Genomic DNA, 13,866 nt, shown 5'->3' on the forward strand with positions numbered 1-13,866 from the left:
TCGTGCCATGCTTTTGCAACAACTCGTAAACGGCCTTTCGCTGGGGGCCGTCTACGCCGTATTTGCCATCGGCTTTACGCTCGTCTTCGGTGTCTTGAACGTGCTCAACCTGTCCCAGGGAGCCGTTTTCATGTGGGGCGCTTATATCGGGCTCGAGGTGGTGCGTACTCTTGCGCTGCCTTTGCCTGTTGCCATCCTCGCGGCGGCGGTAACGGCTGGCCTCTTTGGCGTGCTGAGTGAGTTGCTGGTCTTCCGGGTGTTGCAGCGGCGTGGAGCGCATCGTTGGATGGGGATGGTGGGGAGCCTCGCGCTTGCCCGTATTCTCATTGGTCTGGCCCAGGAGGTGTTTGGCACACAGGTCGTGCGTTACCCTGACAATGCGCTGGCGGGATCCGCGATCGAGTTTCTCGGGGCTCGGCTGCAGCTTCTGCAACTTGTCGCGATTGCCGCCGCATTTGCGATGGTGGTCGCTCTCGCGGCGCTGCTGCGTCTCACCAATCTCGGGCGGGCGATCCGGACCGTTGCCTTCAGCGAGGTCGTGGCCAGGATCGTGGGCATACCGGTGGATCGCATCCGCATGGCGACCTTTTTCGTTTCAGGCGCGCTAGCCGGCGGCGCAGGCGTGCTGTGGTCGTTGCTGTTCCAGTCGGTGTCGCCGTTCATGGGCGACGGCATTCTGTTGAAGGGGCTCACAGTGTTGATTCTCGGTGGCCTCGGGAATGTCATGGGCGCGCTGGTGGGCGGAATATTGTTGGGGCTTGTCGAGGTTTCGAGCGTCGTGGCCGTCGGTTCGGGCTACCGGGACGCGGTCGGCTTCGGCCTCGTGCTGATCATTCTCCTGACAAGGCCGACCGGCCTATTCGCAACGCGCGAGACCAAACGGGCATGATCGAGTTCTTCAGCGCCTATCATAACGTCATCGATCTTTGCTTGTTGAATTCGATGCTTGCGTTCGGCTGCTTTCTTTTGCTGGGAGTTAACCTGTTCTCGCTGGCCACAGGGGGCTTGATGGCGATCGGTGCTTACCTGTCGATCTGGCTGACGATGCAGCAGGGCTGGTCCTTTGCGCCCGCGCTGACCGCGGCCCTGGTGGCAGGTGCCGTCGCGGCATTCGGCTTGGGTGCCCTCGTGCTACGGCTGCGTGGCGACTATTTCACGATGGCCACGCTCGCGTTCACTGAAGTGGTCCGCATCATTGCGTTGAATTGGGATTCCGTCACCGGCGGCGCGCTCGGCGTGTTCGGCATTCCGAAGCTCACCGAGACCTGGCAGCTCGCGCTGCTGTTGGCTCTGGTGATCTACCTGGTCTGGGCCGTGCGCAATTCCAGCATCGGCGAGCGGATGCGCGCGGTGGCTGCGGACGAACTGGCGGTGTCGACCGCGGGACACGACGTGGCGCGCTTCAAGCTCACAATCTTTACGGTGTCGGGGGCGATCGCCGGACTCGGCGGCGGGCTGGCCGCACACCTCAACATGTTCGTGGCGCCGGGCGATTTCGGCTTTCTGCGCAGCGTCGATACCGTGATCGCCTCAGTGCTGGGCGGCGCCTGGAGCCTGTTCGGTCCCGTGATCGGGGCGACTATCCTCACCGTCTTGCCGGAGGCGCTGCGCTTTTCCGCTCAGATGCGGGAAATCCTGATCGGCGCTGCCATGCTTGCGGCGGTGCTGTTTCTCCCGACCGGGATCGGTTCGCTGCCGGCCTTGCTGCGTCGGAGGACGACATGACGGCGCTGCTGCAGCTGCAAGATGTTTCGCGTCGCTTCGGCGGCGTAGCGGCGCTGTCCAATGTTTCACTGTCGCTCAGCGCCGGGATCGTGATCGGGCTGATCGGGCCCAACGGATCGGGCAAGACCACGCTCATGAACATCATCAGCGGTGTCGATGCGCCAACCGACGGAGCCGTGCTGCTCGAGGGTGCGCCTGTTCACGGCTTGCCCGCGAATGTACTGGCGCGACGCGGGATCTCCCGCACGTTTCAGCATATTCGCTTGATACCCGAGCTGACCGCGATCCAGAACGTGATGCTTGCACTGCATACTCCTGAAAGTCGCGCCGTCGACATCCTGTTGCGCCTGCCGGGATTGAAGCGCACCGAGGGCCGTCGTCGTGCGCGTGCGACGGAGTTGCTGCGGCAAGTCGGAGCAGGCCGCCTCGTGGAAACCCCAGCGGGCGATCTGTCCTATGGGGACCGTCGCCGGGTCGAAATTGCCCGGGCGCTAGCGTCCGAGCCACGGCTCCTGCTGCTCGACGAACCTGCCGCCGGCATGACCCACAGCGAGCGCGCTGCATTGCGGGACCTGATCGCAGGGCTTCCGGCCGCGGGCGTCACCGTGCTTCTGGTTGAGCACGACATGGACCTGATGATGGGGATCTGTCACGAAATTCATGTGTTGAACCAGGGGCGTCCGATCGCCTCCGGTACGCCCGATCGGATTCGGAATGATCCGAAGGTGATTGAGGCCTATCTGGGGACCGAGGATGCTTGAGATTGAGGGGCTTTCCTCGGGCTATGGTGGACCTGCCGTCCTGAACGACGTATCGCTGCGCGTGGGCGCCGGCGAGATCGTCACGGTGGTTGGTGCGAACGGTGCCGGCAAGACTACTCTGCTCAATACGGTGGCGGGGCTGCTGCGGCCGATGGGCGGCAAGGTGCTGCTGGACGGGGTGGCGATCGGCGGACGTTCGGCGGAGCGGATCGTGCGCGTGGGTCTGTCCCTCGTGCCGGAGGGACGGCAGGTGGTGGCGCCGTTGAGCGTCGAGGAAAACCTTCTGGTGGGCGCGTTCGGTCGCACCCGCGGCGGTGCCGCCGATACGCTTGCCGCGATCTATCAGCGCTTTCCGCGGCTAAAGGAGCGTCGGCGGCAACCGGCGGGTCTGCTGTCGGGTGGCGAGCAGCAGATGCTGGCCATCGGGCGGGCGCTGATGGCCGGGCCGCGCGTGCTGCTGCTGGATGAGCCGTCGATGGGATTGGCGCCTCTCGTCGTGTCGGAGATATTCACGCTGCTGGGCGAGTTGAACCAGCAGGGCATTGCCGTGCTTCTCGTCGAGCAAAATGCGCGCAAGGCGCTGGCGCTGGCGGAGCGAGGCTATGTACTCGAAGGCGGCCGGATCGTGCTGCACGGACCGGCTGGCGAGCTCATGAAATCGCCGGCGATCGTCGATGCATATCTGGGCGCTTCGGTTGCCGCGGAGTCTGCGGCATGACGGTCGCAGAATCGGTGAGACCTGAGGGCGTCGGCGCGACGGTCGTCTCGGGTTCCATCGGCGGTCCCGATCAGATGTCGATCGATGCCGGAGAAGCGATCATTGTGCCCGCGCCGACAGGTGGTCGCTACGGCACATCGGGAGATCGGCATGCATCTTGAGGCCGACGTCCTCGTGATCGGTGCCGGCGGCGCCGGCATGTATGCCGCGCTCGAAGCGGCGCGTGCGGGGGCATCCGTCATTCTCGCCGATCGCAGCCTGATCGGTCGCGGCGGGGCGACCGTGATGGCGCAGATGACGGTCGCGGCCGCGCTCGGCGAGCAGACACCCGACCATTGGGAGCATCACCTTGCCGATACTCTCGCCGCAGGACGGGACCTGTGCGACGAGCGGCTTGCGGCTCTCGTCTGCGAGGACGGACCACGGCGTATCCGGGAGATGGATGCCTGGAAAGTCGGCTGGGCACGCGAGAACGATCATATCAAGCAGGCACAGGCGCCAGGGCATGACCGGCCGCGCTGCGTTTATGTCGACTTCCTGTCGACGGGGCCCGCCGTTTCCCGGACGCTTCGAACGCAGTTGAATTGCGCAAGCGGCATCCGTCGCATTGGTGATCTTGTGATCGTCGATATTGCCGTCCAGGACGGTGAGGCCTGCGGCGCAACGGCTTTGCATCTGTCGACCGGACGAACGGTCACGCTCGCGGCGAAGGCAGTTGTGATCGCGACAGGAGGGTTGACGCGGCTCTACCGACGCAACAGCGCGTCATCCAACATGGGCGGCGACGGCTATGCGCTCGCGCTGCGGGCGGGTGCCGAATTGGTCGATATGGAGTTCGTGCAGTTCTTCCCGATCGGTCATCTGGCGCCGCGTCTGGTCGGTATGGATCCGATCATGTGGGATCCGTTCCGATACAAGCTCGGCGGCAAGCTGCTGAACGTCGAGATGCGCGAGTTCGAGGAAGACTATGCGACCCGCGACGCCCGAAATGACGGACGCTACGTGCTGACGCGGGACCACGCCACTTACGCTATTTCGAAAGAAGTTGAAGCGGGCCGCGGCAGCCCCGCCGGCGGGGCCTATCTGAGTTTTCAACACGTCCTCGCGGCGGAGATCCGCCGCGCATTCGGGCCCGTGGTCGATCGACTGGCCGCGAACGGCATTGATCTTGCCCGGCAGCCCGTGGAGGTCGCACCAATCGCGCACTACCACATGGGTGGCATTCGGGTCGATGACACGCTGCAGACCCGTGTCCCTGGGCTCTATGCCTGCGGGGAAGCCGTTGGCGGAGCCAATGGTGCGAACCGGCTTTCGGGCAATGCGATCACCGAGGCCTTCGTGTTTGGTGCGCGGGCTGGGCGCAATGCGGCGCAGCGGGCGCTGGGCTCGCCCGCGGCCGGGCCCACGGATGCGTTCCGCCCGGCGATCGATCTTCTCAGCAGCGCGACGCGGCGGGATGGACCGAATACGGCTGCCGCCGTCGCGGAGCTGCAGACGCTGATGGCAGAAAAGGTCGGGCCGTTTCGCACGCACGATCGGCTCGAGGCAGCCGTCGATGGCCTCATGCGGCTGAGGCGGGATCTCGGCGAGGTACCCCTCTCGTCCACAGACGGTTTCGATCCGGTTCTGATCGACTGGCTCGATCTCCGGAACATGCTGCTGGTCGCGCAAACGGTTGCGGCGGCTGCGATCGGCCGCACCGAGAGCCGCGGTGCCCATCAGCGGGAGGATTATCCGGGCCTCGATGACAGCTGGCGAGTCAACCAGATCATCGCTCTCCGCGGTGAGGCGCTTGACATCGTCCGGACTGCGCCGTTGGCCGGAAGGGTCGCAGCATGAAGACCACGCTCGCCATTCAGCGGGGTTCCGCCGGTGAGGCACCGCGCGTCGAAACCTTCGAGCTCGCGTTCGAAGCCGGCCAATCTGTGCTTGACGGATTGCGCGCTCTCCGCCGTGACGCGGATCCGTCGCTTGCGTTTCGCTTTGCCTGTATCAATGCCAATGCTTGCAAGGAATGCATGATGCTGATCGACGGCAAGGTCGATTACGCCTGCACGGTTCGCCTCGCGGAGGGCGTCATGGCTCTCGCGCCGCTGCCGAAGAAGGCCCTTATTCGCGATCTCGTCACGGAGATCGCGCCCCCGGACGAGCGGCTGCTGCCGTCGCCTTAGGTCTTGTCCATTCACCCGCGAGGAACTGCTTCATGACACTTGTCGTCGGCGCCCACCCACAGAACTTGTCGCTATCGATCCTCGCACGTCGGCCCGATGTCGTCGCAAGGCTGCGCGAACAAGGGCTCGGCTTCTTCGTCTACGGCGCAGGGTCGCAGACCATTCCGCTACTGAAGGCAGGCGTTTTGCATCTGGCCGGTACGGGGGCGACGCCGCCGATTCTCGCCAAGGCGGAAGGGCTCGCGACTGCGGTGTTCGGCATGTCAGGGCCCCGGCCGGAACGCGGCGGCCTGCTGGTACGCGAGGCGTCGGGCATCCGCGATCTTGCGGGTCTAAGGGGAAAGGGCATCGGCTTGATGCCGATATCCTGGCACACGCAGTTTCTCGCGGCGGAACTTGACGCTGCAAGGTTGGGCTGGGACGAGGTCAGAGCCGCCGAAATCATTCCGGCAACCGCCAAGGATGCTTTTGTTGATGGGCTACTCGATGCCATCGTCGCGACGGACCCACTTTATAGCCAGATCGCAAAGCGTATCCCGACGCGTATTCTTGCATCGCCCGGGGCGGCATTCTCCAACCGTTCGGTGTATTGGGGCCTGAGCGGTGTGCTACGCGATCGGCCGGATCTCGTCAGGATCCTGCTTGACGCTCTCATCGACTCCGATCGCGCGACCGCGGAGAATCCCGAGGAGGCAGCCGCGCTGCTTGCGGGACTGAACGGCAATTCCGCAGCGGAATGGCTGTCCGCGCTCACATCGCGTCCTTGGGGCGTGGAAGCACCGGATCAGGACTTCTTGGCCGAGCAGCAGGCTCACGCGGACATCTTCGCGAAGTTCGGTCTGATTCAGCGGGCGATCGACGTGACGGACACGATCGATCCGACCCATTTCTCCGCCGCCGCCTGACACCCATTTGGACGACGAAGGGATTCGCTATGGAAGTTCTCTGGTATCTCACGGGCCCGGATGGCCGTTATCCCTGGCGCGCCGATGGCGCGCGCAAGCTTAGCTATGCATATTTCCAGCAGCTTGCTCGAGCTGTCGATCACCTCGGCTATACTGGCGCACTGCTCGCCACCGGATCTCACGACGCCTGGATTCAGGGGGCGGCATTGATCCCCTATACCGACAATTTTCAGCACTTGGTCGCAGCCCATCCGCCGTTGTTGTCGCCGACGCTGCTGGCCAAGATGATCACGACCTTCGACCAGTTTTCGAAAGGGCGCCTTCGGGTCAATATCGTCAATGGCGATGCCAAGCTGATGGCGCAATACGGCGTTCACCTCAGCCACGACGAGCGCTACGCGTACACCGACGAATACCTGACCGTATTGACGGCGCTGCTGCGCGGCGAGACCGTCAACTTCAAAGGGCGGCACATCCATGTCGTCGACGCGGGCGTTCCGTTGCCGCCGGTCCAGCGGCCGCATGTCCCCCTGTGGTTCGGCGGCTCGTCGCCGGCTGCGCACGAAGTCGCGGCCAAGCATATCGACACTTATCTTTCGTGGGGCGAGACACCGGAACAGGCCGAAGCCAAAATCCGTGAGGTGAAGGCTCTTGCCACCCGGCACGGTCGTGCCGGCAAGATCAAATTTGGCATCCGGCTTTATGCAATCGTTCGCGAGACCGAGCAGGCCGCATGGGCCGCGGCGCAGGATCTCTACGACCACATGGACGAAAGGGCGATCGCCGGTGCGCAGGCCTATGTTGCCGGGATCGATTCAGTTGGCCAACAACGTATGTCGGCCCTACATGGCGGTCGCAAACCGAAGGATTTGCGTGAACTCGAGATCGCCCCAAATCTGTGGGCCGGCATCGGGCTGGTGCGGCATGGGCCGGGCACAGCGCTCGTCGGCAGCCCCGCGCAGGTTCTTGCACGCATTCAGGACTATCGGGATGCCGGTATTGAAGTTCTGATCGTCTCGGGCATGCCGCTGCTGGAGGAGGCGTACCGCTTCGCCGAACTGGTGTTGCCGCATCTGCCGGTGGACCGCGCGGTTGAGACTGGTGTCACCTCCGCCTTCACCAAGGATCGCGACGCCGCGTGGCAGAAAACGGCATAGCCGACCTGAGACGACCGTTGACGGGAGGAGCGTCGGCACGAAACATGATGCTGACGCTTCTTGGCGAGTTAACGTGGCCGCGAAGGGGAGAACGATGCTTTGAGGCTAGCGATGAAGAGACATGCTTAGCGATCTTCCACGCGGGTCACCGAATGACTCGTCGTCTGGAAGATCGCTCGATAGCGCACCGGGCTCGTCCCGAGCCTGGTCCTGAAATGATGCCTGAGTGCCTCAGCCGATCCAAAGCCGGTCGCGCTCGCGACGTCTTCGATCGCCATCTTCGTTGCCTCCAATAATTGCCGGGCGCGCAACACGCGCGCCTGCACCACCCATTCGCCCGGCGCCAGGCCGGTTGCCTGTTCGAACCGTCGGATGAAGGTGCGCCGGCTCATCTTGGCTCTCGACGCGAGACGGGCGATCGTCAGCTCACGATCCAGATTGCGCTGTGCCCACGTAAAGACAGGCGCGAGGGCATTGTCGTCAGTCTCGTAGACCGGCTGCGGGATGAACTGCGATTGGCCGCCTTCGCGGTGGGGCGGAACGACGAGCCGCTGGGCCACACGGTTCGCGACGTCCGCGCCATAGTCGCCCCTGACGATGTGCAGGCACAGATCGAGCCCTGCTGCTCGGCCCGCCGAACTCATGATATCGCCGTCGTCGACGTAGAGCACGTTCGGATCAACATCGATGGCGGGATAGCGGCTTGCGAGGCGCTCGGCTTGTGCCCAATGCGCGGTGGCGCGGCGGCCATCGAGCAACCCCGCTGCTGCGAGGATGAATGCGCCGGAACAGATCGAGGCGATGCGCGCGCCGCGCCGGTGCGCGCGGCACAAGGCGTTCAGAAGCGACCGCGAAGGCGTAACCTCCGTGTCGAGGCAGCCGGGGACGACGATGGTGTCCGCCAGCGTCAGGGCTTTTAGGCCCGCCTTGGCGGCGATTGTGATGCCGTTGTTGGAGACAAGTGGCTGATTTGGGCGTTCGGAGCAAACGACGACGTCATACCAGTCGACGCCCATCTCCGTCAGGCCGAACACTTCCACCGCCAGGCCCAATTCGAAAGCATTGACACCATCATAGATGACGATGGTGACGCGAGGCGGCCGCGCCGGCGAACTCGATTTGCGGTGATGCGGGCGAGGCGGGCGTTTTGGTGTTGGCATGATCTTAACGATAGTCGGCATTCGTGCCACTGGTCAACGTGGTCGCGTTCGCCGCAAGATGACCCAATATGGAGAAGGAGATCAGTCGGTGATCGAAAATCTCAACTATCTCACGTCAGTTGACGAGTTAAGGCCGCCCTATCTCCCGCCATCAGCGCTGATGCGTGCAAAGCAGCTCGACCGGCTCGATCGGCATTGCCGCAACTTTATCGCACATGCACCGCTTGTCATCGTCGGCTCCTCGCATCCCGAGCGCGGCCACGATGTCAGCCCCCGCGGCGACGCGCCGGGCTTTGTACAGGTCCTCGATCCTCATCATCTGGCAATTCCGGATCGACCCGGCAACAATCGCCTCGATACGCTGGAGAACCTGCTGGCAAATTCGGCGATCGGCTTGCTGTTTGTTATTCCGGGCATCGAGGAATTGCTCCGGATCAATGGCACTGGGCGTCTCACGCGCTCACGGGAATTCCTCCAGCGCATGTCGGTCAACGGCAAGGCACCCAAACTTGCAATCGTCGTCACCATCACGGAAGCGTTCTTGCACTGCACGAAGGCGCTGAAGCGCAGCCGCATCTGGACAGACGACTACCGGCTCGATCGCACCAAACTGCCGTCGCTCGGACAGATGATTGCCGATCAGGCGATGCCGGCCGATCTCGCCGTCGAGGACATCGAAGCGCGAATTGAAGCCGATGTCAGGAAAAATCTCTACTAGCGAGGTACGACAATGAAGCTGAGGCTGCTGCGCAATGCCACCCTGAAGCTTGAGTTCTTGGGAAGAACCATCCTGATCGATCCATTCCTTGCACCAAAGGGCACACGGCCGACGCTGGCCGGCCGCGCGCCTAATCCGCTGGTCGATCTTCCCGTGAGTGCCGAGGAAATCCTCAAAGGGGTGGAGCTGGTGATCGTCTCGCATCTCCATTCGGACCATTTCGATCCCGTCGCGCAGGCGCTCGTACCAAAACATCTGCCGCTGATCTGTCAGCCAGGCGATGAAGTGAAGATTTGCGCCTATGGATTCAGCGACGTAACGCCACTTACGGACTCGATCGATTGGCAGAGTATAAGGCTGGAACGGCGCGAGGGGAGTCATGGTCTAGGGCCGGTCGTCGATAAAATGGGTTCGGTGATGGGTTTCAGCATCGCGGCCAAAGACGAACCGGTGGTCTACTGGGCCGGCGACACCGTGCTTTATCCGCCTGTCGCGAAAATCATCGACGAAACCAGGCCCGACGTGGTGATTATCCATCCCTGTGGGGCCCGCTGGGGCGACGATCTCATCGCAATGGATGCGGAGCAGGCTATCGCGGTTTGCCGACTGGCATCGAATGCGGTCGTCGTGGCAACCCATCTGGAAGCACTCGATCACACGACCGTCACCCGCGCCGACCTTCGACGTTACGCCCGCGAGCGGGGCATTCCAACGGAGCAACTTCTGATACCTGAAGACGGGGTAGTGCTGGAGTTTGGATGAAGGCGCAGTGCGGCGGGTTCGAGCGGCCCCGCACCGGATTCGTTCAGAGCGAGCGCGTCCAGACGGCGTCGGTGTACGAAAGCGAACGCAAAAGCGCTCGCGGGGACGACAACATAGCAGAACGTGTCAGACCGGCCGAGATCTTTGGAAGGACATTCGTACGTGGGCCGATATCATGTTCCGACGAGGTGCGGTGCGCCCCTCGGAGAAGGGCACTGGACGTCTTCTGCGTTCCTTTGCGGCATGACATCGCGCGACACGCGACCCGGCCGCTAACGGCTTGCAATTCGTCTCGATGGATGTCTGGTTGAGAACCCCATGTCCGAAACACAATATCCCGCGCTTTCAGCACGGAAGATTGGTTTGCTTCGTCGCCGTCTGCTGCAGACCCTGGCGGCCGCATCCGTGGCGCTCACTGCCGGAGTGGCTTTTGCGCAGAGTGAATCGAGCGGAAGCCGCGGGGCTCGGCCCAAGGAAATCCGTTTCGCCTACCAGCGCGGTGGCATCCTGGTCGTTGCGCAGCAGCAGAAGGTACTCGAGAAATTCTTTCAGCCGCACGCGACCGAGATTGTCTGGAAGCTGTTTTCCTATGGCAACCCTGCGCTTGAAGCTGTCAACGTCGGCAGCATGGACTTCTCGTCATCGGGGAACACTCCCATTATTTTTGCGCAGGCCGCCGGCTTCGATGTGCAGTACGTCGCGGCGCAAAGGTCGGGAGATGGCGGCGAGGGGATTGTGGTCCTTCCACAGAGCGGAATCCGGCATGTCGGTGAGCTGAAAGGCAAAAAGGTCGCGGTGGCAAAGGGGACCAGCTCTCACTATTTTCTCGTCGCAGCGCTCCAGAAGGCTGGTCTCGGATATGAAGACGTGACAGCTGTTTTCCTCGCGCCATCTGATGCGCCCGGAGCGCTTTCTCGCGGCGATGTCAGCGCCTGGGTGGTCTGGGATCCCTATCTGGCGCTGGCCGAGCAACGATTCAACGGACGGGTCATTGAGGCATTAGGCCCCGACATCAAATCATATAATTTCCTCGTCGTGCGGCGCGGCTTTGCAAACGAGCATCCCGAAGCCTTGAGGGAGGTTCTCACCCAACTTCGTCCGATCGGGAGTTGGGCCCAGGATCATCGTAACGAAATCGCGCAACAGCTCGCCGAAATAACGGGAATCGAGCTGGAAACCCAGCGCCCTCGCTGCGCAGCGCGCCAACTATGCCATCACGCCAGTAACCGACGACATCATCGACAGCCAGCAGGAAGTGGCCGATCTGTTCTTCAAGCTTGGGCTCATTCCCAAAGCCATCAAGATCCGCGATGCCGTCTGGAATTGGCAGGCCTGAGGCACGCGTCACGTAGAATTTTGCCGGGTCATGCGCTGGGACCGCGCCAGCTGGTTAGCAGGACGACGATGATCATCGACAGTCATGTTCACGTAGGAACATTTCCTTCCGTCGAAAGCGCCGGACATCTGTTGTCGTCAGCGCCCGATGTCGTCGCGTTTCGAACGCGCCATCGGGAGCTTTACGAGCAGTTCGCACACGAGGAGCCTCTCGACAATGGCGAGACGCTGATTGGCGACATGGACAGGTTCGGGATTGGAAAGGCGATCGTGCAAAGCCGGCCGGGTGTCGGCAACGATCTGGTGGCGGCGATCGCAGCGCGTGATCCTGGACGGCTCATCCCAATTGCCGTCCCGACGCCGTGGCCGACCCCGATCGATGATCCGCGCGAACCGCGCAACATGATGTCCCCCAAGGAGGTCGCCGCCGAACTGGAGCGTTGTATTGCCGATCTCGGAATGGTCGGCGTTGGAGAGATCTTCGTGAGGCGCCTGACACGCAGCCTCCATCCCGAAGACATTGCAGATGATCTTGCTCCGATGATGGAGGTGATTGCCCGTCACCAGACCAGCGTCCAGATTCCCACGGCGTGGACCCAGCTCCCCGGCGGGCTCTACTACGGAGATCCCATATGGGTTGACGAGGTAGCGAGCCGCTATCCTTCGGCACGCATTATCCTGACCAAGATGGGCAGGGGAATAGACCACTATTTCGAGAATTGCCTGTCGGTGGCGATGCGGAACGAAAATGTCTATCTGGAGATATCGGGGTCGTCGTCGAGCCATTTGAGGCGCGCCTTGCAGGTGATTGGCCCGAAGCGGCTGCTGTTTGGCACGGATTGGTCGCCGGTCTGGAGGTTCGTCCGCGATCCTGCGCCGGTGGTGCTGAAATCAATCCGCAACGTTGAAGAAGCGACCGAAGATCCGAACATCAGGCGCCAATTGTTCAGCCTGACCGCGCTGAGCTTGTACGATGTCGCGATCTCGAGATGGGAACGACATAGACGAGGTGCTAAACCTTGAAGCGGATGACGCGCCCTTACAGGATCGAAACATGCCAAGCACGCGGATAACGACCGGAAACTGGGCAGAAGGAAACGAGCCGCAGATCATTGAAGCCGTGCAATCGGCTCTTGCTGCCGCGCTGCGAATACCCGATTGGGATCGCGATATCGTGCTGGATTTGTACGGCAGCAGAACGAGAATAACTCCCACCGGGCGATCGGAGCGCTACACGCGCGTCGAGGTGACGTTGTTTGCCGGCCGCTCGATGGACGCAAAACGTGCCCTGTACAAGGCGTTGGTGGCTGACCTCTCCGAGGTCGGCGTCCCATCTGCGGAGATCAAGATCATCCTCGTTGAGGTGCCGTCCGAGAATTGGGGCATCAGAGGTGGAATCCCCGCTTCCGAGATTGATCTGGGCTTCAAGATTGATGTCTAGCCGGCGTTTCCATGCCGAGTGCTCGCTGTGCAGGATTCAAGTCGACGCGTGCGAGATGGTTCGGAGGAAGCCGTCGTATCCGCGCGGCGCGCCCCGCAACAGCCCGATGAAGTCCTGCGCCACTTGCAAGAGGGCTTTCGTGCGTAGGGGACAGGACCGCAATCCGGGGCTGGTCTTGGACGTGAACGGGCGGGTGACCAGGCTCTCGGTAGCCGCGCTTGACCCCCGTAAAGTCAGAGTAGCGCGTGTTCAGATATCGGGCACAGTGCAGTGACGATGATCGTGCTACGAATGCCCATTTTCGGTCGGATAAGCCCGGTGGTGCGACCAGTAAGTCATTGATTCTTCAAAACCAGTCGCGATCTCTTAATTAGCTCGGTCAGGATTTCAGGGTGCTGCGCCAAGACGGTTGCATACGTGATATCGCCAGCCCACGGCCAAGCGAGTTTCAACTTAGCTGAGTTGCTCAGTCGATCGCTTTCAAGCTTCAGAGCGTTCTCCATTTGGAAATGGCAGCCAAGCTATTGAAATTCCTGAAGCGTGTTTTGACTATTTTTTCCAAATGCGCGATGAAATCATTGAATAATCAAGCAGGTTTTGATTCCGCTATTCCAGCCTCCCGCTGCCTTGGTCGGGAATGAAAATGTCGACCTTGGTGCGGTACGCGTCAGCGTTGGCAGCCAGGATTCTGGCCGCGTTTGGAAAGCGACACAGTTTACATCCCGCCTATAACCCATTGATTTCAATAAGAGCTATGAGGCCCCGTTTTACACTCAGGGTATTGAATTTCTTTCCAAAGGGACTGACTCTTAATCAGCGGGTCCCAGGTTCGAGCCCTGGTGCGCCCACCAAGCTTTCATAGCTTAGGTTCGCCCTCGTAACGGCCATCCCGGCCAGCGGTCGTGTCTGTTCCGACAACCGCTATTGCCTGCTTCCTTGCTTCCTCACGCCGCTGCCTGATCCCTGCTCTTATGCTTGCGCGTGCGTTTCGCACCGGTCAGCAAATTGTCGGG

Annotated in this window: 14 protein-coding genes; 13 read left to right on the forward strand and 1 reads right to left on the reverse strand. The window is 62.0% G+C overall.

Features of this window, described 5'->3' with window-relative positions:
• Positions 1 to 7 precede the first annotated feature (7 nt).
• The 9 genes from QJT82_RS14165 to QJT82_RS14205 are packed head-to-tail and all read left to right on the forward strand — an operon-like array spanning position 8 to position 7,437.
• Positions 8 to 889 (forward strand): branched-chain amino acid ABC transporter permease, encoded by an 882-nt coding sequence (locus QJT82_RS14165; protein WP_028340049.1) that lies wholly within the window; start codon positions 8 to 10, stop codon positions 887 to 889.
• A complete protein-coding gene (locus tag QJT82_RS14170; protein WP_028340050.1) occupies positions 886 to 1,725 on the forward strand; it encodes a branched-chain amino acid ABC transporter permease in 840 nt (279 codons plus the stop codon). The genes QJT82_RS14165 and QJT82_RS14170 overlap by 4 nt, the downstream gene beginning before the upstream one ends.
• The gene (locus QJT82_RS14175) at positions 1,722 to 2,486 is read left to right on the forward strand and encodes an ABC transporter ATP-binding protein (RefSeq protein WP_028340051.1); all 765 of its coding nucleotides are present in this window, start codon (positions 1,722 to 1,724) and stop codon (positions 2,484 to 2,486) included. The genes QJT82_RS14170 and QJT82_RS14175 overlap by 4 nt, the downstream gene beginning before the upstream one ends.
• Entirely contained in the window at positions 2,479 to 3,204 is a 726-nt protein-coding gene (locus QJT82_RS14180) for an ABC transporter ATP-binding protein (RefSeq protein WP_028340052.1), read from the forward strand. The genes QJT82_RS14175 and QJT82_RS14180 overlap by 8 nt, the downstream gene beginning before the upstream one ends.
• Positions 3,201 to 3,365: a hypothetical protein gene (locus QJT82_RS14185; RefSeq protein WP_155258426.1), complete on the forward strand. Its 165-nt coding sequence runs from the start codon at positions 3,201 to 3,203 to the stop codon at positions 3,363 to 3,365. Before QJT82_RS14180 ends, QJT82_RS14185 begins: the two co-directional genes overlap by 4 nt.
• On the forward strand, positions 3,355 to 5,043 hold the full coding sequence (locus tag QJT82_RS14190) for an FAD-binding protein (RefSeq protein WP_035631323.1): 1,689 nt from the start codon (positions 3,355 to 3,357) through the stop codon (positions 5,041 to 5,043). The genes QJT82_RS14185 and QJT82_RS14190 overlap by 11 nt, the downstream gene beginning before the upstream one ends.
• Positions 5,040 to 5,375: a 2Fe-2S iron-sulfur cluster-binding protein gene (locus QJT82_RS14195; RefSeq protein ID WP_028340053.1), complete on the forward strand. Its 336-nt coding sequence runs from the start codon at positions 5,040 to 5,042 to the stop codon at positions 5,373 to 5,375. Before QJT82_RS14190 ends, QJT82_RS14195 begins: the two co-directional genes overlap by 4 nt.
• 32 nt (positions 5,376 to 5,407) lie before the next feature.
• Positions 5,408 to 6,280 (forward strand): ABC transporter substrate-binding protein, encoded by an 873-nt coding sequence (locus QJT82_RS14200; protein ID WP_028340054.1) that lies wholly within the window; start codon positions 5,408 to 5,410, stop codon positions 6,278 to 6,280.
• A 29-nt stretch (positions 6,281 to 6,309) separates the two neighbouring features.
• Positions 6,310 to 7,437, forward strand: a complete 1,128-nt coding sequence (locus QJT82_RS14205) for an LLM class flavin-dependent oxidoreductase (protein WP_028340055.1) — start codon at positions 6,310 to 6,312, stop codon at positions 7,435 to 7,437.
• 125 nt (positions 7,438 to 7,562) lie between these two features.
• Here QJT82_RS14205 and QJT82_RS14210 read toward each other — a convergent pair whose 3' ends face one another.
• On the reverse strand, positions 7,563 to 8,597 hold the full coding sequence (locus tag QJT82_RS14210) for a helix-turn-helix domain-containing protein (RefSeq protein ID WP_051447800.1): 1,035 nt from the start codon (positions 8,595 to 8,597) through the stop codon (positions 7,563 to 7,565).
• Positions 8,598 to 8,685: 88 nt separating this feature from the next.
• Here QJT82_RS14210 and QJT82_RS14215 point away from each other — a divergent pair, with 88 nt between their 5' ends.
• The 4 genes from QJT82_RS14215 to QJT82_RS14230 all read left to right on the forward strand — a co-directional run bounded on the left by QJT82_RS14215 (position 8,686) and on the right by QJT82_RS14230 (position 12,853).
• Complete coding sequence (locus tag QJT82_RS14215; RefSeq protein ID WP_028340056.1) at positions 8,686 to 9,315, forward strand: MSMEG_1061 family FMN-dependent PPOX-type flavoprotein; 630 nt, start codon at positions 8,686 to 8,688, stop codon at positions 9,313 to 9,315.
• A gap of 12 nt (positions 9,316 to 9,327) precedes the next feature.
• Positions 9,328 to 10,077 (forward strand): MBL fold metallo-hydrolase, encoded by a 750-nt coding sequence (locus QJT82_RS14220; protein WP_028340057.1) that lies wholly within the window; start codon positions 9,328 to 9,330, stop codon positions 10,075 to 10,077.
• Between the two features lie 318 nt (positions 10,078 to 10,395).
• Entirely contained in the window at positions 10,396 to 12,435 is a 2,040-nt protein-coding gene (locus QJT82_RS14225; protein ID WP_264641789.1) for an aliphatic sulfonate ABC transporter substrate-binding protein, read from the forward strand.
• 31 nt (positions 12,436 to 12,466) lie between these two features.
• Entirely contained in the window at positions 12,467 to 12,853 is a 387-nt protein-coding gene (locus QJT82_RS14230) for a tautomerase family protein (protein ID WP_028340059.1), read from the forward strand.
• The last annotated feature ends 1,013 nt before the right edge of the window (positions 12,854 to 13,866 follow it).

It is taken from the genome of Bradyrhizobium sp. Mp19 (assembly GCF_029952935.1).
Classification (GTDB): Bacteria; Pseudomonadota; Alphaproteobacteria; order Rhizobiales; family Xanthobacteraceae; genus Bradyrhizobium; species Bradyrhizobium elkanii.